Raw genomic sequence first — 21,810 nt, forward strand, 5'->3', positions numbered from 1 at the left:
CATGTTCACCCGCACGCTCGTCGGCCACCTCAAGATTCGCGATGGGCAGATCCTCTGGGCCGACGTGGACGCGCACCACATGCTGGGCTACGCGCCGGGCTCGCTGACCGATCTGCCGTTGACCGAGGTGTTCGAACCGGTGGCCGTTGAAGCGGGAGTCGGGGGTGGCCCCACGCTCGGCGCAAAAACCGCATTCAACACCGAAGCCCTGAGCGACGTCGCGGTGCCGGCGCTGGGCGTGGTCGAGCGCGACAACGTCGTCTTACGCGCGCTGCACGGCGAGGGGCTGCGTGTTGCCATGCGTGCGGAGCGCATGGATGACCAGTCCATTCTGTGGAGCTTCGGTCTGAAGGCGAGCGGCGCGCGCGCCGAGCGGCTCGACATGCTGTCGCGACACGACGCACTCACCCGGCTGCCCAACCGCATTCCAACCCTCGAAGAACTGCAGCGCGCGCCGCACATGCACGACGGCGACCCCGAGCGGCTGCTGGCGATCTGCTATCTCGACCTCGACCAGTTCCGCAACGTCAACGACGGCTTCGGCCCGGTCGGTGGCGATGCCGTGTTGCGCGAAGTGGCGCGCCGGCTCAAGGCCGCGGTGCCGCACGATGCCACCGTGGCCCGCGTCGGCGGCGACGAGTTCGCGCTGGTGATGTCGTTCACCAGCCAGACGCAATGCGACGATTTGATCGAGCAGGTGCTGGCCCGACTGGCCCACCCGTTCCGGCTGCAGGAACGCACCACGCGCATTCGCGTCAGCGTCGGCGTGGCGTTGATGCGCTATGGCGAGGAGCCGACCGAAGTGCTGCTGCAGCACGCGCGTTATGCGCTCTTCTTCGCCAAGCGCGGTGGTGGCAGTCAGGTGCAGTATTTCGATGCGTCGCGCGCGCTCGAGCAGCACCAGGAGCAGCAGATTCGCCAGCGCATCCGGAACGGCCTGGAGCAGAGCGAGTTCGTGCTCGCGTACCAGCCCAAGGTCGACATGGCGCACGGCAAGGTCATCGGCATGGAGGCGCTGGTGCGCTGGCAACATCCGCAATACGGGCTGCTGCAGCCGGTCGCTTTCGTGCCGCTCATCGAAGACCACGAACTGGTCGAGCTGCTCGGCGACTGGGTCATCGGCGAGTCGATGCGGCAGGCGGCAGCGTGGCTCGATGGCGGTTTGCGCACGTCGGTGAGCGTCAACATCAGCCCGCGCCATTTGCTGCGGCCCGACTTCATCGAGCGGCTGACGCGGCACCTGGCGCGCTATCCGCAACTGCAGCCCGGCGTGCTCGAACTGGAGATCCTGGAGACGACGGCCATCAAGGACTTCGGTGCGGTGGCCGACTTCATCCTGGCCTGCAAGATGCTCGGTGTGCCGGTCACGCTGGACGACTTCGGCACCGGCTATTCATCGCTCACTTACTTGCGCCAGTTGCCGGTGGCGGCGCTCAAGCTCGACCAGTCTTTCGTGCGCGGCATGGTCGAGGACGCAGAAGACCGGGCCATCGTCGAAGGCATCCTGGTGATGGCGCACGGCCTGGGTCGCAAGACCATCGCCGAGGGCGTCGAGTCGGTCGCGCACGGCGATGCGCTGATGGCGCTCGGCTGCACGCTCGGCCAGGGCTACGGCATCGCCCGGCCGATGTTCGCGCCGCAGATTCCGGAGTGGATCGCGGAGTTCGAGCGCGCGCCGCCTTGGGGACACGCGGCGCCGGCGGCTTGAAGCAACGCTTCAAAGCAGCGGCGTGTAAGGGGAGCTGAGCGGACGCAGCGTGGCGCCGCCGTTGCGCGACCGGCCTGCCTCCGACGAACCGCCGAACACGTAGCGCAGGTAGATGCCGCCGGTGACCTGGCGGTAGTTCTGCGCATTGTTGAAGCTCAGCAAACCACCCAGGTAGACCTGCGGTGCCAACTGGTATTCGAGCAGGCCGGCCAGGTTGTAGGCGAGGCCGGTCTTGCTAGAGCCCAGGTGCGCGCCGGTGAACGGCGCGCTGTTGACGCCGAGCGCCGTGGCGACCGCGGTCGCGCGGGCGGCGTCCGACTGGCGTGTGGGGTCGGTCGGGAAGTACGGCGAATCGTTCTGGGTGAACGACTGCACGCCCAACGATGCGTTGAGCCGCCACGACAGACGGTCGTCCTGGCCGGTCCAGTCGATTGGAAACGCGACGCTCATGTAGCGCTGCGGACTGAAGTAGCCGCCCTGCCCGAAGGTGTAGTAGCTCAGGTTCTTGTCGTAGTGCAGCAGGTCGATGTTGATGCCCGCGGTGAGGCTCGACGTGGCGCTCTTCATCAGGTGCACGTAGATGCCGCCGCCCAGTTCGGCGCGATTGTTGTTCTGCACGTTGGTGCCGGTCAGCGCGTGGTACGAGCCGTAGCCGTAGAAGCCGTAGGTGCCGTTGTCGCGCGTCAGGTCGAGCCGGCCACCGGTCGCGACCACGCCGCCGAACTTCGCTCCGGTGCGCGCGTCTTTGGCGCCTGCGAAAGACAGCAGGCTGTCGGTCACCGCGCGGCGCGACAGCTCGCCTTTCAGCGACACGTTGTCGCTGAGCTGGCTGGCGTAGCTGACGTTGCCGATGACATTGGTCTCAGGAAAGCCGAGCGGCGTGGTGCCGATGCTGGCGCTCAGGTTCTTGCCTTCGTAGCCCAAGCTCAATCCGACGCCGCTGGCGGTCTGCGAGCCGACGGCCGGTGCGGTGCCCTGCAGTTGCGCGAGCGCGGCGGCCGGCCCGGCGCCGAAGCGACTGGCCGTGCCGAACGCCGGCGACAGCGTGCCGGCATCGAGAAACGTCGGCGTCGCACCGATCACGATCTTGCCGTTGCCGACCGGGATGCGCGCCTCGATAGGGATCTCCCTGTCCGACAGCCTGCTCATGCCGGCCTCGCCGGCGCGTGTGCGAAAGCTGGTGCCGACGCTCAGGGTCGGACGGCGTTCGGCTTCGAGCGCTTGCAACTCGGCCAGCACCGGATCGGTCGCAGGCGTGCCGGGCAACGGCATGCCTGCGACCACGGCAGCGCGCAAGTACTGCTCGGCCAGCGCGTTGTCTCCGGCGTTGCGATAGTTGCGGCCGGCCGCAGCCAGGACGCGCGATTCGTCGGGTGCCTGTTGCAGCGCAGCGGCGATGTAGCGCTCGGCTTCGTTGTGGTCGCGCAATGCGCTCGCGCTGCCGGCCGCCGCGATGAGCGTGTCGACATCGGTCGGGCTGCGCTGCAGGATGCGCTGGTACAGCGCCAGCGCCTGACGTTCGTCGTGCGCGGCCGAGTACAGGCGCGCACGCGCCGCCATCACCTGCGGGTCGTTCGGTCGCTCGGCCACCAGTGGCGCGATCGCGTCGTGGGCGGCTTCGAGGTTGCCGGCTTCGCGCAGCGCATCGGTCTGGCGCAGCGTGAAAGCGACGCGCAAGCTGTCGAAATCGCTGCGTTGCGCAGCCGTCATGTTGGCGCCCAGCGCGGCTTCGGCCTGTGCCAGCACCTCGCGTGCCGCTGCCACCTGGCCCTGCATTGCAAGCGCTTGCGCACGCTGTGCCTGGCCCTGCGCCCACAGGCGGTTCTGCAGCGCCGACATGTCGAGCGTGCGGGCGTTGGCGGGGATGCGATCGAGGTACTGCAGGCCGGACGCCGGGTCGCCTGAATCGGATGCGAACAAGGCGCTGGCATACAACGCATCCGGCATGTCCGGTTGTGACAGCAAGAGGCCGTCCATCAGGTCGCGCGCCTGTGTCATGAGGCCGTCGCGCCGATAGATGCTGGCGAGGTCGAGTCGCACCCACGGGCTGTCGGGCGCGGTGAGCCTCGCGTCTTCGAGCGTGCGTTGCGCACCGGCGTTGTCGCCCGCTTCGACTTGGGCGCGGGCTTGCGCGCGCGCCTGTTCGACGCGCACGCGGGTGTCTTGCCCGGCTTCGCCGGACGGGCCCGCGGCAAGGCGCAGATCGGCCAGCGCTTTTTGCCCGACGGGCTCGCGTGCATCGAGCTTCACAGCGCGCTCCAGCAGCGCGCGCGCGGCGGTCGTGCTGTTATTTTCGCGCGCCGCGGTGGCTTGGCCGATCAGCGTCCAGTAGCTGGCGCTGCGCAAGGCCGATGCCCATTTGCCGCCGTTCGGTGCCTTCGATGCCTGTCGCAGCAACGGCTCGGCTTCGGCAAATCGCTTCTGCCTGAGACGGATCAAACCGAGCCCGCCGAGTGCGTCGAGATCACCGGGTTGCGCGTGCAACGCTTGCCGAAAGCGCTGCTGCGCCAGGGCGTTGTCGCCGCGGTCCAGTGCCTTGAAGCCTTCGCCGAGCGCTTGTGCGGCCGGCGAAGCGGTCGATGCCTTGCGTTCTGCCGTGAGCGTGCCGAGCCGCGCCGAAACGGCCGCGTCGGGCTGAACCGCGAGGTAGTCCTGATAGAGCGGGGCGTCGCCCGCACCAGCGTCGAGCCAGAGCAACGCCTGCCGCCAACTTGCCCTGGCGCGCGCCGCCACGCTGGGTTGCTTGGATAGGTCTGCCAGTTGCTTGATGCCGTCACGCCGGCTCGGCTCGCGGTAGGTGTCGAGCTGCGCCGATGCGAGCCTTGCGTTGAGGTTGCTCGGCTGGTCTTTGATCAGCTGCGCGACGCCCTTGCGGGCCTCGTCGTAGCCCTGCTGCGTACCGCCCAGCACCTCGTAGAACTCCAGCGCCAGTGGTGTCGGGGGTGGCCGGTTGTCGAACAGCGCGCGATAGAGCTGCACGGCTTCAACCGCGTGGCCGGCCTGCGCGGCGGCGCGGGCACGCTGCAGGTCGCTGGCCGGTGCACCGGGCCGCCGAGCCTGCTGCTGCAGACGCGCCACACGCGCATCGGTCGGGTGCGCGGTTTGCAGTTGTGTGATCCAGCCGCGTGCGGCTTCGGCATTGCCGCGGGTGAGCTCGACCTGCGCCATGCCGTACATCGCATCGGCCGACTTCGGATCGACGCGCAGCAGCTTCGTCCAGCTCTCTTCCGCGAGCTCGGCGCGACCGAGGCTCTGCCAGTAGTTGCCTTGCTCGATCAGGGCCGAGCGCGCGTCGCTCTGCGCGAAAACCGAAGCACCGGTGCCGGCCCCTGCGCACAAGGCACCGAGCAAGCCGAGCCGGACGATCCATTGCCGTGCCGGAGCGCGTTGCCGCACCGAGGTCGGCGACAAAGCGAAGGGCGCATGGAGGGGGGTGTTCATGTCGGTCGTGCGGAAGGACATGGAGACTTCCAATGGGTTTGCAGCTCGCCGGTCTTGCCGAAGGCGAAGCGGCCCTCGAGCCAGCCCTGGCCGAAGAGGATCAGCACGCGTTCGTAGTACGGGAGCGGCTTGTGCGTCGGGGACAGCGGCGGCAAAGAAGGCACGGGGGCGCCTTGCGCCTTGAGGTACGGCAACAGCGCTGCGCTGTAGCCGGTCGGGCCGATGCCGCGGCCGACGCCTGTCGCCGTGTCGACGTACTCGGGCATCGGCTTGCCTTGCTCGATGGCGTGCCGCGGGCCGTAGAGGTGCTTGTGGAGCGAAGTGCGGGCCGGGTCTTCGGCATCCAGCATGCCGGCCCAAAGGTACACGCGAATCGCGTCGTAGCTGCCGACCGGACCCTTGTCGGGGTCGGCGACGAAGCCCTTGTCGTCGCTCGACCAGGCACACCAGTCGGGCGCGAAGCCTTGCGGCGTGACGGCACCGACCATGCGCAGCGTGTTGTCGGCGATCTCGCCCCACGGCCCTCGCGGCGACTCCTGCTGAAAGTAGCGCAGCAACTGCAGGGGCATGTAGCTGGGATTGAGCCGCCAGGTCGGGCCCTTGGCCACTGACTGCGGCCAAGGCAAGAGCATGCGGCCGAGTCCGTCGAGTGTCGTGACTTCGTCGCGCGCGACCATTTGCAGCACGGCACGGCCGAGCGAGCGATAGCGCGGCAGGTTCCACAGGCGGCCCGCTTCGAGCAGGGAATAGGCGAGCCACAGGTCAGCGTCGGAAGCCGGATTGCTGTCGAGCACGCCCCAGCTTTTGCCGTCTGGCTGGCGTCCCCATTGCCAGGCCGGCAAGCGCGTGGCAAGACTGCCGCCGGCCAGGTTGGTGTCGGTCCATGTCAGCACGCGGGCGTAGGTGTCGCGGTCGTTGTGTACCAGCGAAAAGAACAGGCCGTACGACTGGCTCTCGGAGGTCGACTGCTGTTGCGGCGTGTCGAAGTCGATCACGCGGCCATCGGCCTGGATGTGGCGTGCGGCAAAGCGCGACCAGTCGGACGACGTGATGCAGTCGCCGGCGCCAGCGCGCGCCCAGGCAGGCCATGCGGCAAGGCTCGCAGCAAGCGGTGACAGCGCCAGGCCGGCCAGCCAGCGACGCCGGTCTGCGATGGAGGAAACAAATGGATTCATTGGCGACGCAAGCGCTTGCGGGCCAGCAATTGCAGACTGGCGAAAGAGACGCCGGCACCCAGCAGCGCGACGAGCACGACCAGCCCTGCCAGCAGCAACGGGCTGCGCGACAGGTTCCATTGCAGCCAGGTGAACGGCGGTAGCGTGCCCACGTAGTAGGTCTCGCCGCTCAGCAGGCTGCTCACCTGCGCCGACCGCACGATCGACATGCTGCCCTGGATGCGTTGCAGCAGATCGGGCGTCAGCAGCGCGTTGACGAGCGCTGGTTGCGAGGCTTCGTTGGCCACCACCGCGACCACGCTGCGGCCGGCACGAAGCGGCGACTGAAAGCCCGCCAGCACGGCATCGGTGCGCTCTTCGAACACCGACATCTGCGTGGTGCTGGTGGGCAGGTCTTCGCGTTGACGCGAGCCCTGGATCAAATTCAGCGTGTCTTCGAACCAGGTACCGATGTGGAACTGCTCGGCGCCCTGGCCTGCAGCTGCGGCAAGGTCGCGCCGCAACGGCATCTGTGCGGCCCATCGGGTGAAGAGCGGCTGGTTCTTCAGGTTGCCGAGCACCAGCAGATCCTTGTCGGCCCACTGATCGACGTTGGAAGCCGAGCCGACCGTGACGCGCAGGGCCGGGTAGCCGGTCACGTCGCCGATGTGGCCCATCAGCGCGAGGTAGGTTTCGATGTCGCCCCGCTCCGCGCGATCGGGCATCACGACCGCGGTTTCGGCCAGGTCGGCCATCCGCGAAAACGGGAAGCCGCCATTTGCGTAAGCGGCCAGTTCGGGCATCGCGATGTAGTGCGGAAAGCTCGATACGTCGATGGTCGAGGTCGGGTCGATGCCGCCGCGCACGTTGTCCAGTACGGGTGTGCAGGTGGTCCTCGGCTGCTCGAAGTAGTAGTGCATCCGGAGCTGGCTGCGCGAGCCCATGGCGAGCGGCGGCAGATGCAGCTGGGTGCTGTGCAGGGCCGAACCATCGGGCAGCAACTTCAGCGCGAACACGTTCCACCAGGCATCGCTCGCCATGTTGGCCGCACGCAGCGGCAACGATCCGATGAAGGTGTCGTTGACGCTCAGGTTCAGCGTCGATTGGTCGGGCCGCACGCGGGGCGTGTAGCGGTATTGCAGGTCGAGCGGGATGCCGCGGCTGCGCCAGGTGAAGAGGTCTGGCGGGATCAGCAGATCGACCTTGACCACATCCGGCGTGTAGCCCGACACGGAAAAAACGGGCCCTGGTGCCAGCTCGCCGAGCATGACAGGGCGGTCACTTGAAATCCATCGCGGCGCATCGTGCGGCTTGCGCGGCGCGGGCAACTGCAGGTCGGCGATGGTCGAGGTCGCGCCGGTGAACGCGCGGCTGTTGAGTGCCAGCGCCGATGCAGCGGTGGTCAGCTCGGCAGCGTTGCGGCCCATCACCAGCAACAGCTTGAAGGCCGGGTCGCGTGGATGGTCGACCACGGTCAGCGTCGGTCCTTTGATCGCTGGCAGGATGAGGCCTGCGATGCTGCTCTCCGGCGTGGCAAAGACGACTGCGTGCGCCGCAGTGGGCAACTCTCCGGTCGTCACCGGAAAGGTCGCGCCGCGATAGCCGGCAAGCCCGCCGAGCCACGACGACACGATGCCGGCCGCACTCAGCGCAGCGGTGGTCGACGCTGCAGAGGCCGACGCTCCGGCGAAGACGAACGGAATGCTCGCGCGCCGCACGTCGCGCCGGTCGAAGAAGGGCTGCGGCAGCGTCGCGAGGTCGCTCGTGACCTTGAGCGGCGTCACGTTGAGCGTCAGCGCGCTCGACGCGTCGACGGTGGCCCACAGGCTGCTGTGGTCGGGGTCTTCGCATTCGTTCGTGTAGTGCGCGACCAGCTCGATGTTGATGCGGTTGAAGTCCGCGATGAGGCGGCGGTCGATCGGGATGTCGACGGTCTGCGGTTTGCCTGCCTCGGCCGCGCCATACGGCAAGGTCGTCACCTCGACATCGTTCACGCTCACCTTGAGGTGCGACAGCGCGGGAATGAGCGACGGCGAGAAGGCGTAGTTGAGCCGCAGAGAAGCAGCGGTGACGAGCTCGTCGGCACGCACGCTGAACGGAATGCCGACAGTCCCGCTGACGCTACGCAGCTTGATGGCGTAGTTGAGCCCGAGCTGTGTGAGGTTGAGCGTGCGGGGGTCGCCGCTGGCGGCTGGAACAGCCGCGGGCAATGCCGGCACGGCGCTCGCCGCAGGCCGGGCTTGCGCCCATGCGATGTCGACCGGTGCAGTCGCCAAAACGAGCAGCGCGACGACGCCGCACACGACGCCGGAACGGGCAACGAGAGCGGCGCGCATCAGATCGGATCCTTGGCGTCGCGCAGGGCGGCCGTGGCGGGCGCCGGCGCGTGGAACTTGCCGGCTGCGGCATGAAGATAGTGAGCGAACATGTCTTTGAATCCGATGGCGCTGATGTGCGCGATGCGTGCCATGACGCGGTGAGCCGCCATGCGCGGATGGTTGCCCCAGCGCGCGACCCAGATGTCGGCGCGGGCGGTGGTGCACTGCACCAGCGCGCGCTCCTGCGCGAAGCTCATGGCGTCGAAGCGCAGGCCCATCCGCTTGCCGCTGTTGAAGCGAACGACGGCCGGGAAGCGGTACTCGGTGCTGCCGCGATAGAGCGCGACTTCGAACGGCGTCGCATCCTCGGCCAGCACCTCGGTCGGCAGGTCGAGGGCGAGGCCGCCGGTCGAAAAATCGGAGGTGGTGCAGCGCATCGAACGGCCGTCGGCAAAGTACAGCGTGGCCGGCACTTCGAGCGCGACGCGATGCGCGCTGCGCACCTGGCGCGACTCGTTGGCGGCCGCCACGCAGGCGCCGAGGATCATCAGGTTGTAGACGGTCCACGCCAGGTTGAGCCACACCGTCGCGATGTTGTCGGCATCCACGAAGGTGAGGCGCCACAAGCCGACGACGACGCCGACGAAGTTGATCGCCATCAGCAGCATGCTCGCGCGCGCGATCTCGGCGTCGAAATATTGCTTCTGGATCAGGCCGCCCTTGGCCGTCACGTTAAAGCTTCCAAGCTTGGGATTGATGAGCGCGACCAGCGTCGGCCTGAAGATGTACCAGGCCAGTACCGCCTCGTACACCTCGTTCCAGAACAGATACCTGAACCGCCCCTGCACCCTGCTGTTGGTGAAGTTGGCGTGGAACACGTGCGGCAGCGCGTAGGCGAAGATCATCGAGGCCGAGGCGTGGATCACGCTCGCGCCGAAGAACAGGTAAGCCAGTGGCGCTGTGAGGTAAATGCTGCGCGGCAGGCCGTACAGGAAGTGCAGCATCGCGTTGAGGTAGCAAAGGCGCTGCGCCCAGCTCAGGCCCTTGCCGAACAGCGGGTTGTCGATGCGAAAGATCTGGGTCATGCCGCGCGCCCAGCGAATGCGTTGCCCGACATGGCCCGACAGGCTTTCGGTCGCCAGGCCCGCCGCTTGCGGCAGCGCGAGGTACGCGGTGCTGTAGCCGAGCCGATGGATCTTGAGCGCGGTGTGCGCGTCTTCGGTCACCGTCTCGGTGGCGATACCGCCGACCTCTTCGCAGATGGTCCGCCGCAGCACGGCGCACGAGCCGCAAAAGAAGGTGGCGTTCCAGAGGTCGTTACCGTCCTGGATTAGGCCGTAGAACAACTCGCCTTCGTTCGGCACTGTGCCGAAGGTGTCGAGGTTCTTCTCGAACGGATCGGGCGAGAAGAAGTAGTGCGGCAACTGCACCATGCCGAGCTTGGGCTCGCGGCCGAACCAGCCCAATGCGATCTGCATGAACGACCGCGTCGGGATGTGGTCGCAGTCGAAGATGGCGACGAACTCACCGCTGGTGTTCTTCAGCGCGGCGTTGATGTTGCCGGCCTTGGCGTGCTTGTTGTCGGTGCGGGTGACGTGCGCGACGCCGACCGCCTCGCAGAACACGCGGAACTCTTCGCGCCGCCCGTCGTCCAGCACAAAAATGTTGATCTTGTCGCGCGGCCAGTCGATCGCCTGCGCGGCAAGCACCGTCGGGCGCACCACCGACAGTGGCTCGTTGTAGGTCGGGATGAAGACGTCGATGGTCGGCCAGACTGCCGGGTCGGCCGGCATGGGTACGGGCTTGCGGCCGAGCGGCCAAGCGGTCTGGACATAGCCGAGCAGCAGCACGATGAAGGCGTAGACCTCCGCCATCAACAGACCCGCGCCGAGCACGATCTGGAGCGCGCTGTCCATGGTCATCGTCTCGGTCACGCGCCAGTACATGTAGCGCGACGATGCCACCACCGAAAGAAAGATCAGCACCAGGCTGGCGAAGCGTCCGGCAAAGCGGTTGACGACGAGACCGGTGATCAAAATGACAACCGACAGCGTGAGCTGCTGGTGCAGCGTCAGCGGCGTGATGATGACGGCGGGCAGTAGCGCGAAGGTGGCGACCCAAGCGACGACGCGCATCACCGGATGGTCGAGCAGCAGCGACTCGGCCGGTGGCGGCCCGGGCGGCAGCGCGGTTTCTTGTGTCATTGAGGACGTGGGGTTCCGTGGGTAGGCGAGGCAAGGCAGTACTTGCCGATCGTTCGTTCCGTGATCGACAGCGTTGCGAACGAGTCGGCATCGCGCGGCAGCGTGACGACGTGGGTCAGCTGGGTCTGCGCCATCGGGACAGCAAGCCACGTCGTGCCGGCACTGCGGAGGGCGGCACAGGCTCGGTCACAGGTGGGGTCACAGGTGCGGTCGCCGGTGCAGTCGCGGGGAAAGGCGAAATCAGTGGCCGTGCGCCCGCTTCGGCGGCGGGCTCGTTGCGTGGCGCGAACTCCTTGTATGTCGTCGGATCGCCGCCGAACTTACGGAACAGGCAAGCGATGTCTTCGGGCTGATCGCTTTCGTTCGTCATGAAAGTCCAGGTCCGTCACTCGAGTCGGCAGTGAAGGCCTGGTCGAATTCGGGCCACTGAACCGAACAAGTAGAACGTTCGTGGTACTTCAAAAGGGTTTCGTTGGAAATCATGAGCGAATCTGAGAGATTTCATTTTCGCGGACGGTCTCCTTGTTGACAATCAACATGGCATGCACAGCGCCTTGCTGTTGCATATGTGCGATTGCGGACAAGCGCAATCGCGGTGACCGCTAAGCCGCGCCGACCACCCGATTGCGCCCGTCGTATTTGGCGCAATAGAGCCGGGCATCGGACGCGGCGATCAGGTCGGTCGAGCGTGTTGCGACACTGGCCGTCATCGTCGCAACCCCGATGCTCACGGTGACACTGGCGCCTGCGACCGAAGGATGGGGAATGCCCAATGCTTCGACAACACGGCGCACGCGTTCGCCCATTTCACAGGCCGCTTCGGCACCGACGCGGGGGAGGATCACGGCAAACTCTTCACCGCCGAAGCGCGCGGCAAGACTCATCGGTTCGACCATCGCGCCCTGCACCGCTTGCGCGACCCGCTGCAGCGCGTCGTCTCCTGCGAGGTGGCCGAACGTATCGTTGAAGAGCTTGAAGTAGTCGACATCGATCATCAACAGCGACAGCACGGAGGCGTCTTTTTGGGATGTGGCCCACGCCTGCTCGATGTACGTGTTGAAGTAGCGACGGTTTGCGAGCCCGGTCAGGCCGTCGGAATTGGTCAGGCGCTGCAGATCCATGTTGCTTTGCCGCAGCTTCGTCTGGCTTTCATGCAATGCGCGGTAGGCGTTGTCGCGCTGGAGCAGCGCCATGTAAGAGCGTGAGTGATAGCGAACGCGTGCCGTCAGCTCGATAGGCTCCGGCAGCTTGACCAGGTAGTCGTTGGCGCCGATGGCGAAGGCCGCCTTCTTCATCGCTGGCTCGTCGTTGGAAGACAGCACGATGATCGGAATGTTCCGCAGCTCGGGGATCGAGCGGTAAGCCATGACCAGATCGAGCCCGTTGGCGCCCGGCATGTCGAGGTCTTGCAGGATGACGGTGGGACGGCAAGCGCGCGCCAAGTCGATCGCCGCGGTGGCGTCGTTGCACTCGTGGAATCCGATGGCCGCGTCGCTCGACAGCATCTTGCGAACGATAAGGCCGATCACCGGCTGGTCGTCGACCAGCAGCACCGTGGCGCTCTCCGCCTCGGCATCATCCTCATCGTTTTTAAGTCCAACGTTCACGTGCATACTCGTTTTGGCTTACGCGTCAAAAGGCGTCGTGGATTTGCTCGGCAAATGATTTTTTGATCGAGCACTAAGTCGTTTTCATTATTACGCCTCGAAGTTACAACCCGCATCTGAAATGACGAATGCTGAGCACGACGACGCCTTGCAGGATGCGCTGGTCCGCATCGAGCGGCTGTCCGAAGAGCGCGATGCGCTCGAGGCGTTGACGCTGCGCCAGGCCGAAGAAATCGAAGCCTCGCGCAAGACGCTGCTGTCGGCTCGGCGGCACATGCTGGTCACCGATGCAGCGCGCGTTGCGCAGTGGGAGTGGGATGTGCCGAGCGGCCGCATTTTTCTCAGTACACGCTGGGACGAAATGATCGGCGATGCATCACCCGACAGTCTCTGGGACATACGCGAGCTGCTGTCGCGGGTGCATCCCGAGGATGTGCGGGCGGTGCGCGCCGCGTTCGAGGCTGCCCTCAGTGGCAACAACCCTCGCTATTTGGTCGAGCACCGCGTGGCGGCAGCCACAGGGTGGATCTGGATCGAGAGCATCGGCATGATCACCGAGCGCGATGCTGCGGGTGCCCCGCTGAAGCTCACCGGCTACAACCGCGACATCACGGCGCGCCGCGAGATGCTGGCCGAGATCGACAAGGCGCGCGCCGAGGCGGAGGAAAGCAGCCGCGCCAAGGGCGAGTTCCTGGCCAACATGAGCCACGAAGTGCGCACGCCGCTCAACGCGATCCTCGGACTCACTCGGCTCCTTCACAAGTCGAAGCTCGATGCCGAGCAGCGGCGCTACCTGCAACTGGTCGACAGCTCGGCCACCGCCTTGCTGGGCTTGCTGAACGACGTGCTCGACCTGTCCAAGATCGAAGCCGGCAAGCTGGTCTTCGAGCAGATCCGCTTCGACGTCGAACGCTGGATCAACGACGTGGTCGCGCTGCACGTCCCGGCTGCGGAGAAGAAAGGCGTGAGTGTCGACATCGACATCGCGCCCGATGTGCCGCCGGTGGTCGTGGGTGACCCCGGGCGGTTGCGCCAGGTGATGTCGAACCTGATGTCGAACGCCATCAAGTTCACCGAACGCGGCAGCATCCATGTCACGCTGGCTGTCGACGACGACCAGGGCGATCTTCCGCCGCGTCGGCAGCGGTTGCTGTTCTCGGTGCGCGACACAGGCATCGGGATCTCGGAGGACAAGCAGCAGCAGATTTTCGAGGCCTTCACGCAGGCCGATGCATCGACCACACGGCGACACGGAGGCACCGGCCTGGGCTTGGCGATTTGCGCGCGACTGGTGAACATGATGGAGGGCGAGGTCCGGGTCGAGAGTCGACCGCAGAAGGGCAGCACCTTCAGCTTCACTGCCGTGTTCGACGAGGCCAACGACGACTTCAGCGTGCTGTCGGAGCCGGCTCCGCTCGACATGCCCACGGTGCACGGCCTGAACGTGCTGCTGGCGGAAGACCATGCCGTCAACGAGTTGTTGATGCGCCGGCTGCTGGGCGACATGGGGTGCACCTTCACGGTCGTGCGCAACGGCGAGGAGGCCGTGAGCGCGTGGCAACGGCAGCGCTTCGATCTGGTTCTGATGGACGTGCAGATGCCGGTCATGAGCGGCTTCGATGCCACCGCGCAGATTCGCGCGCGCGAAGCGGCGATGCCCGGCCGGCCGCGCACGCCCATCGTCGCGCTCACCGCGCATGCGATGGCCGGCGATCGCGAGCGTTGCCTTGCCGAGGGCATGGACGGCTATGTCTCCAAGCCGGTTTCGCCCGCGCGGCTGGCCGAGGCCATGCAGTCGGCGATGCGCGCGTCGAGCGAGGTGCCTGAAGTGCTCGTGCCTGAATTCGATTTCGACCTGAGCGCCTTTCCGAGCAGGCCGGCGCCAGTGGCGCCCGTTTCACTCTCGGCACCGTCGGCGCGCAAGACGATCACCGCCGTGGTGACAGCGCCAGCGCCTCTCGCCTCTGTGCCCGCTCCCGAGCGCAAGGGCGCATCGACACTGGACCTTGCGCGGCTCATGGAGACCATGGGCAACGACATGGCGTCTGTGCATGAACTCGCCGGCGTGATGCGGGAAGACATCGCGCTGCGGCGCCGCGCCATTCGCAAGGCCTCGATCGCGCGTGACGTGCCGGTGCTGCTGCAGCACGTTCACGCGCTCAAAGGCGCCTTCTCGGCCATCTTCGCGCTTGGCGCGGCACAGGCTTCGCGTCAGCTGGAAACAGCGGTGCGCGCAGAGCAATGGATCGAGGTGCTGTATTGCGTGAACGTGCTCGACCGCGAAGCGACGCGAGTCGATGTCGATCTGGAAAAACTACTGGCTTAACTACACAACAAAAGGAGACGACAAGATGACGTTGAAGATTGGTCTGATCGGCCTCGGTGCCATGGGCAGCGGCATGGCGCAATCGTTGCGCCGCAAGGGCTTCGACCTGCGCGTGTTCGATGTGCGCAAAGAAGTTGCCGATGCGTTCGCTAAAGACGGCGGCGCCGCCTGTGCGTCGCTGGCCGAGTTGGGTGCGCAGTGCGACGTGGTGGTCTCGGTGGTCGTGAACGCGGCGCAGACCGAGAGCGTGCTGTTCGGCAGTGTTGGTGACAAAGGCGCAAACGGCGTCGCGTCCACGATGAAGCCCGGCAGTGTGTTCGTGATGTGTTCCACCGTCGACCCGACCGTGTCGATCGCCTTCGAGTCCCGCCTGAAGGCCATGGGCCTGCTGTACATCGATGCGCCAATTTCCGGTGGTGCCGCGCGGGCCGCCAGCGGCGAGATGACGATGATGACGGCCGCGACACCCGAGGCTTATGCCAAGGTCGGCGAAGTGCTCGATGCAATGGCCGCCAAGGTCTACCGCCTGGGTGACAAGGCCGGCGCGGGCAGCAAGGTCAAGGTCATCAACCAGTTGCTGGCCGGCGTGCACATTGCCGCGGCGGCGGAGGCGATGGCACTCGGCCTGCGTGAAGGCGTCGACCCGGCCGCGCTGTACGAAGTCATCACGCACAGCGCCGGCAACAGCTGGATGTTCGAAAACCGGATGGCCCACGTGCTCGCCGCCGACTACACACCGTTGTCGGCCGTCGACATCTTCGTGAAAGACCTCGGCATCGTGCTCGACATGGCGCGCGCGACTAAGTTTCCGTTGCCGTTGTCGAGCACCGCGCACCAGATGTTCATGCAAGCCTCGACCGCCGGCTTTGCGAAGGAAGACGACAGCGCGGTGATCAAGATCTTCCCTGGCATCGAATTGCCCACGAAGAAGCCCTGACGCGGAGCGCGTCAGCGCCGGACTATGTAGCGCGTGACGACCGGTGGGCCTTCGCCCAGATGAAACGCGAGCCGGCGTTCACGCAGCGCCAGATCGGCGGCGGTCGCACGGTTGAAGCGCCGCAGATGCTCGGTCCACGACGCATCGACGATCTGCTCGACATAGCGTTCCGGCTCGCGAATGTCGTTGAGCAGTTCCCAGCCGATCGCGCCTTCGGCCAGGCGCGTGCGGCGCGTCTGCTGCATTACCAGATGAAAGGTCGCGGCCCGTGCCGGATCGATGATGTACTCGACCGTGATGACGACGCGGCCTTCGCCCGGTGCCGGATGCGCAGGCGCCTGCGCCCAGCCTTCACGCGCGGGGCTCAGGTCGTTGTCTTCGTCGCTGCCGCCGCCATCCACCACATAGCGCAACGCCAGGCCCATCATCAGAACGCCGCTCACGGCACCGATCAACAAGGCGGTCTGCAGCGTGCCGACAGTGGCGATCTGGCCCCACACGGCAGCACCGAAAGCGGTCGCACCCATGATGGCCATCTGGTACATCGACATGCCGCGGGCTCGCACCCAGTCCGGCAATGCGAGCTGAGCCGACACCGACAGTGAATTGGCCACAGTGATCCAGGCGGCACCGGCGAAGAACATGGCGGGCACCGCGACCCAGGTGTTGGGCGCGTAGGCCATCACAGCCGTGGCGGCCGACTGGATGAGCGTGCCGCGCAGCACGAGTTGATCGCGGTCGAAAGCCTGGCGCAACCGCGGCAGGAACAGCACCACGACGATCGCACCCGCACCCATCGAAGCGAGCAACAGCGTGAAGGTGCCGGCATCGCCGCCGTGCAGGCCGCGCGCCAGCAAAGGCAGCAGGGCGAGCAGCGCGGTGGAATGCAGGAAGAAGATCGAGATGCGCACGAGCACCGCGCGCATGCGCTGCGATTGCCGCACGAACTGCACGCCGACGCGCATCGCGCCGATGAGCTTTTCACGGCCGAGCGGATTGGGTATGTGCTCGCGCCGCCAGCGCATCACCACAAAGCCGGAGGCCACCGACAGCACCGCGTTGAGTCCGAACACCCATACGCTGCCCGCACTGGCGATGATCGCGCCGGCCAGCAGCGGGCCGATGATGCGCGATGCGTTCATCGCGATGCCGTTGAGGCCGAGCGCTGCCGGCAATTGGGTGCGCGGCACCAGCTCCGGCACGATGGCCGCGAACACCGGCCAACGCATCGCCAGCCCGATGCCGTTGGCGAAGGTGAGTGCCAGCAGCAGCGGCGCGTTGATGAGGTCGAGCACGCTCGCTGCGCACAGCACGACGGCGGCGCCGGCCAGCCAGAACTGCGTGGCGATCAGCCAGCGCCGCCGATCCAGGATGTCCGCCAATGCGCCGCTCGGCAGTCCGAGCAGGAACACCGGCAAGGTCGAGGCCGACTGAACCAGCGCGACCCAGATCGGCGTCGTGGTGAGCGTGGTCATCATCCACGCCGCCGCCACGTCGTTCATCCACATGCAGACGTTGGCGATGAGCCAGGTGCTCCACAGCATGCGGAACACCGGCAGGCTCAGCGGGTCGAACGCGCCGACGCGAGGTGGGCGCGGGTCGGTGGCCGGCTCGGCATAAGTCTCTGGCTCGGCGTTCTGGTCGGGGGAAATCGGTGGCATCGCCGGCTATCGTCCCGCTCGCGTACGCGAAGGCTTGCCGGCCAAATGCCCCAGCGGCAACGCACTGTTCGCTTTGACTTCGCCCAGCGAAAAACTGGTGTGCAGGTCTTTCACATTGGGCAGGTTCATCAGGTGCTGGCGAGCGAAGCTCGAAAAGCTGTCGAGGTCTTGCGCCACCACCTGCAGCTCGAAGGTGCCGGTGCCGCTGATGTAGTGGCAGGCCACCACCTCGGGCAGCTTGCGGATCGCGTCCTCGAGCTTGCGGGTGGCGTCGCCCTGCACGCGCTCGGTGTCGACCCGCACGAAAGCTAGCACGCCGAGTCCGATCTTGTGGCGGTCGATTTCTGCGTGATAGCCCTTGATGAAGCCGGCCTCTTCGAGCGCACGCACGCGGCGCCAGCAGGGCGCGGCGGAGAGACCGACGCGTTGCGCAAGTTCGGCATTGGTGAGGCGGCCGTCGGTCTGCAGTTCTTGCAGGATTGCCAGATCGAACTTGTCGATGCTTTCCATAAGACGCTATTTTAAGAAAGATCCATTCTGGAAGCGGCGTTTTGAAGGCAAAGAACGCAAACACCTGTCCGTGACCCAGGCATACACTTTGCGTACAACGTGGGCACGCGCCCTACCGGGCACAGACCCTTCAGCCACGCCCACAAGGCCACGCCAAATCAGGAGACAGAGACGATGAATGCACCCCTGCCCGAGCACATTCGCAAGGCGCTAGAGACCGTCACCCTCGACGACAAATATTCGCTCGACTACGGTCGCGCCTTCATGAGCGGGGTGCAGGCGCTGGTCAAGCTGCCGATGCTGCAGCGCCTGCGCGACCAGCAAAACGGCAAGAACACGGCGGGCTTCATCAGCGGCTACCGCGGCTCGCCACTCGGCGGCTACGACCAGGCGCTGTGGAAGGCCAGCAAGTACCTGAAGGCGCAGAACATCGTGTTCCAGCCGGGCGTCAACGAAGAGCTGGCGGCCACCGCGCTGTGGGGCACGCAGCAACTGGGCTTCTCGCCGCCGGGTACCAACAAGTTCGACGGCGTTTTCGGCATCTGGTACGGCAAGGGGCCGGGCGTGGACCGTTGCTCCGACGTCTTCAAGCACGCCAATATGGCTGGCACCACCGAGTTCGGCGGCGTGATCGCGGTGGCAGGCGATGACCACATCAGCAAGAGCAGCACTGCGGCGCACCAGAGCGACCACATCTTCAAGGCCTGCGGCACGCCGGTGTTCTTTCCGGCCAACGTGCAGGAAATTCTCGACCTCGGCATTCACGCCTTCGCGATGAGCCGGTTCTCGGGCATCTGGTCAGGCATGAAGACGATCCAGGAAATCGTCGAGTCGAGCGCGACGGCCATGATCGACCCGGAGCGTGTCGACATCGTGATCCCGACCGACTTCGAAATGCCGCCGGGCGGCCTGCACATTCGTTGGCCCGACCACGCGCTGGAGCAGGAGGCACGCTTGATGCACTACAAGTGGTACGCCGCGCTGGCGTACATCCGTGCCAACCGCCTCAACTACAACGTGATCGAAGGTGACCATGATCGCTTCGGCATCATGGCCAGCGGCAAGGCTTACAACGACACGCGCCAGGCGTTGCTGGACCTTGGCCTCGACGACGCGACTTGTCGACAGCTCGGCATTCGTCTGCACAAGGTCGGCGTGGTGTGGCCGCTCGAGGCGCAACTCACGCGCGAGTTCGCAACCGGCTTGCAAGAGATCCTGGTGGTCGAAGAGAAGCGCCAGGTCATCGAATACCAGCTCAAGGAAGAGCTCTACAACTGGCGCTCCGACGTCCGGCCCCATGTCGTGGGCAAGTTCAACGAACTCGACGATGGTGATTTTTCGGGCGGCGAATGGTCGATGTCGAACCCGACCGCAAACACGCTGCTGCGCGCCAACGCCGACCTGAATCCGGCGCTGATCGCCAAGGCCATCGCGCAGCGCCTGAAGAAGCTCGGCATCCTCGACCATGCCGGCGCCGACATGCGAGCGCGCGTGCAGGCGCAGATCGCCATCCTCGACGCCAAGGAGCGCTCGATGGAAATCATGCAGGCCGGCGGCGTGACCGAGGGGCGCCAGCCCTGGTTCTGCTCGGGCTGTCCGCACAACACCAGCACCGTGGTGCCTGAAGGTTCACGCGCCATGGCCGGCATCGGCTGCCACTTCATGGCAACCTGGATGGACCGCAGCACCATCGGCTTCACGCAGATGGGCGGCGAGGGCGTGCCGTGGGTCGGCCAGCAGCCTTTCACCACCGACCAGCACATCTTCGCGAACCTGGGCGACGGGACGTACTTTCACAGCGGCCTGCTCGCCATTCGCCAGTCGATCGCGGCGGGCGTGAACATCACCTACAAGATCCTCTACAACGACGCGGTCGCCATGACCGGCGGTCAGGCGATCGGCGAGCGGCCCGAAGGCCATTCGGTGCTTCAGATCGCAGAAAGCCTGCATGCGGAAGGCGCCATGAAGGTCGTCATCGTCACCGACGAACCCGAGAAGTACGAAGGCGTCACGGTGCCGGGCAGCTACGCCGGCAAGGGCGTCGCCATTCGCCATCGCGACGATCTCGACGAAATCCAGCGCGAGTTTCGCGAGATCAAGGGCACGACCACGATCATTTACGACCAGACCTGCGCGACCGAAAAGCGGCGCCGCCGCAAGCGCGGCACGGCAGTCGATCCGGCCAAGCGCGTGGTCATCAACGAGCTGGTGTGCGAGGGCTGCGGCGACTGCAGCGTGCAGAGCAATTGCCTGTCGGTCGAGCCGCTTGAAACCGAGTTCGGTCGCAAGCGCGCCATCAACCAGAGCACCTGCAACAAGGACATGAGCTGCCTCAAGGGCTTCTGCCCGAGCTTCGTGACCGTCGAAGGCGGCGCACTCAAGAAGAAGTCGAAGAGCAAAGCCAGTTCGCCTTTCGAGATGGGCGCGATGCCTGAGCCGCGCGTGCCGCAACTGGCGCGCGACCAGGTCTGGGGCGTCGTCGTCGCGGGTGTCGGCGGCACCGGGGTTATCACCATCGGCCAGTTGCTCGGCATGGCCGCGCACATCGAAGGCAAGGGCATCGTCACGCAGGACGCGGCGGGCCTGGCGCAAAAGGGTGGTGCGACCTGGAGCCATGCGCTCATCGGCGAGTCGCAAGACGCGATTCGCACCACGCGCGTCGGTACTGCGGCGGCCGATTTGATCCTGGCGGCCGATCCGCTGGTGGCGGTCAATGCCGAGACGCTGGCGCGCATGCGTGAAGGGCGTACGCACGTTGCGCTCAACACGCACAGCACGCCGACGGCGGCCTTCGTACGAAACGCCAACTGGGTGAATCCGCAAGATGACTGCGCCAATGAAATTGCACGCGCCGTCGGTGTCGACAACCTCGGCACTTTCGACGCCGATGCCTTCGCGGTCGCCTTGATGGGCGACAGCCTGTATGCCAACCCGATGCTGTTGGGTTTTGCGTGGCAGCGCGGCTGGCTGCCGCTCGAATACGAATCGCTGATGCGCGCGATCGACCTCAACAACGTTGCGATCGAGAACAACAAGACAGCGTTCGAATGGGGCCGTCGCGCGGCGCACGACCTGGCGGCCGTGCAGAAGTTGGTGGCGCCGGGGCACGTCATCGAGTTCAAGAAGCGCGAGACGGTCGAAAGCCTGGTGAAGCGCCGCGTCGAGTTTTTGACGGCTTATCAAAACGCGGCGTATGCGGAGCAGTACAAAGGTTTCGTCGCCAAGGTGCAGCAGTCGGAGTCGTCGCTGGTCGGCAAGACCAGTCTGACCGAGGCCGTGGCGCGCTACCTGTTCAAGCTGATGGCATACAAGGACGAGTACGAAGTCGCTCGGCTGCACACCGACCGCTCGTTCCTGGATCGCGTCAACGGCATGTTCGAAGGCGACTTCAAGCTCAACTACCACCTGGCGCCCCCGATCATCGGGAAGAAGAACGCCAAGGGCGAACTGCAAAAGCAGAAGTTCGGCCCGGCGATGTTGACCGGCTTCCGCTTCCTCGCGAAGCTGAAGGGCCTGCGCGGTACGGCGCTCGACATCTTCGGCCGTACCGAAGAACGCAAAACCGAGCGCGCGCTGATTGGCGAGTACCGCGCCGCCATCGATGAAGTGCTGACCGGGCTGAATGCGGGCAACCACGCGACCGCGCTGGAAATCGCGGCGCTGCCGGAGCAGATTCGCGGCTACGGCCATGTGAAGGATCGCAACCTGGCGGCGGCGCGCACCCGATGGGCGGCGCTGCTCGACCAGTGGCGCAACCCGCAAAAGGCGCGCGCAACGGCCTGATCTGCAACGAGATCGCCGCCTGATCCGCGGCGTCGAAAGCCCCGTTCGGCGCGCCGGGTAAGCCTTCGGGTGAGGCCGGCCCCGCCGAATACAATGCTCGGTGCTGTTCGCAGCCCAGGGCTGTGTCATGCGGTCCTGTTGGCCGCCTGCCAGCGACCGGT

General features: G+C 65.9%; 12 protein-coding genes. 4 read left to right on the forward strand and 8 right to left on the reverse strand.

Annotated elements, in window-relative coordinates; translation table 11 throughout:
- Position 1 precedes the first annotated feature (1 nt).
- Positions 2-1,708 carry a putative bifunctional diguanylate cyclase/phosphodiesterase gene (locus tag RCH10_RS01665; RefSeq protein ID WP_409050997.1) on the forward strand — a complete coding sequence of 569 codons (1,707 nt, stop codon included), beginning with the start codon at positions 2-4 and terminating at the stop codon, positions 1,706-1,708.
- 9 nt (positions 1,709-1,717) lie between these two features.
- Here the strand turns inward: RCH10_RS01665 and RCH10_RS01670 are convergent, their stop codons facing one another.
- The 6 genes from RCH10_RS01670 to RCH10_RS01695 form a co-directional block, all read right to left on the reverse strand.
- Positions 1,718-5,170: a cellulose synthase subunit BcsC-related outer membrane protein gene (locus tag RCH10_RS01670; RefSeq protein WP_409050998.1), complete on the reverse strand. Its 3,453-nt coding sequence runs from the start codon at positions 5,168-5,170 to the stop codon at positions 1,718-1,720.
- Entirely contained in the window at positions 5,146-6,324 is a 1,179-nt protein-coding gene (gene bcsZ, locus RCH10_RS01675) for a cellulose synthase complex periplasmic endoglucanase BcsZ (RefSeq protein ID WP_409050999.1), read from the reverse strand. The genes RCH10_RS01670 and bcsZ overlap by 25 nt, the downstream gene beginning before the upstream one ends.
- A complete protein-coding gene (gene bcsB, locus RCH10_RS01680) occupies positions 6,321-8,639 on the reverse strand; it encodes a cellulose biosynthesis cyclic di-GMP-binding regulatory protein BcsB (protein WP_409051000.1) in 2,319 nt (772 codons plus the stop codon). The genes bcsZ and bcsB overlap by 4 nt, the downstream gene beginning before the upstream one ends.
- Complete coding sequence (gene bcsA / locus RCH10_RS01685; RefSeq protein WP_409051001.1) at positions 8,639-10,825, reverse strand: UDP-forming cellulose synthase catalytic subunit; 2,187 nt, start codon at positions 10,823-10,825, stop codon at positions 8,639-8,641. The genes bcsB and bcsA overlap by 1 nt, the downstream gene beginning before the upstream one ends.
- 115 nt (positions 10,826-10,940) lie before the next feature.
- Positions 10,941-11,195, reverse strand: coding sequence for a BcsR/BcsP family cellulose biosynthesis protein (bcsR, locus tag RCH10_RS01690; RefSeq protein ID WP_409051002.1), 255 nt, complete (start codon positions 11,193-11,195; stop codon positions 10,941-10,943).
- A gap of 232 nt (positions 11,196-11,427) precedes the next feature.
- Positions 11,428-12,438, reverse strand: a complete 1,011-nt coding sequence (locus RCH10_RS01695; protein ID WP_409051003.1) for a diguanylate cyclase domain-containing protein — start codon at positions 12,436-12,438, stop codon at positions 11,428-11,430.
- 115 nt (positions 12,439-12,553) lie between these two features.
- Here RCH10_RS01695 and RCH10_RS01700 point away from each other — a divergent pair, with 115 nt between their 5' ends.
- The gene (locus RCH10_RS01700; RefSeq protein WP_409051004.1) at positions 12,554-14,758 is read left to right on the forward strand and encodes an ATP-binding protein; all 2,205 of its coding nucleotides are present in this window, start codon (positions 12,554-12,556) and stop codon (positions 14,756-14,758) included.
- Between the two features lie 25 nt (positions 14,759-14,783).
- Positions 14,784-15,695: an L-threonate dehydrogenase gene (gene ltnD, locus RCH10_RS01705; RefSeq protein WP_323498188.1), complete on the forward strand. Its 912-nt coding sequence runs from the start codon at positions 14,784-14,786 to the stop codon at positions 15,693-15,695.
- Between the two features lie 11 nt (positions 15,696-15,706).
- Here ltnD and RCH10_RS01710 read toward each other — a convergent pair whose 3' ends face one another.
- Together RCH10_RS01710 and RCH10_RS01715 are read right to left on the reverse strand one after the other, a co-directional pair.
- Positions 15,707-17,356 carry an MFS transporter gene (locus tag RCH10_RS01710; RefSeq protein WP_409051005.1) on the reverse strand — a complete coding sequence of 550 codons (1,650 nt, stop codon included), beginning with the start codon at positions 17,354-17,356 and terminating at the stop codon, positions 15,707-15,709.
- A 6-nt stretch (positions 17,357-17,362) separates the two neighbouring features.
- Positions 17,363-17,866, reverse strand: coding sequence for an Lrp/AsnC family transcriptional regulator (locus RCH10_RS01715; RefSeq protein WP_323500503.1), 504 nt, complete (start codon positions 17,864-17,866; stop codon positions 17,363-17,365).
- A 174-nt stretch (positions 17,867-18,040) separates the two neighbouring features.
- Between RCH10_RS01715 and RCH10_RS01720 the strand changes: the two genes are divergently transcribed.
- Positions 18,041-21,649: an indolepyruvate ferredoxin oxidoreductase family protein gene (locus RCH10_RS01720; RefSeq protein WP_409051006.1), complete on the forward strand. Its 3,609-nt coding sequence runs from the start codon at positions 18,041-18,043 to the stop codon at positions 21,647-21,649.
- Positions 21,650-21,810: the final 161 nt, after the last annotated feature.

Source organism: Variovorax sp. GrIS 2.14 (assembly GCF_046115955.1).
GTDB lineage: Bacteria > Pseudomonadota > Gammaproteobacteria > Burkholderiales > Burkholderiaceae_C > Variovorax.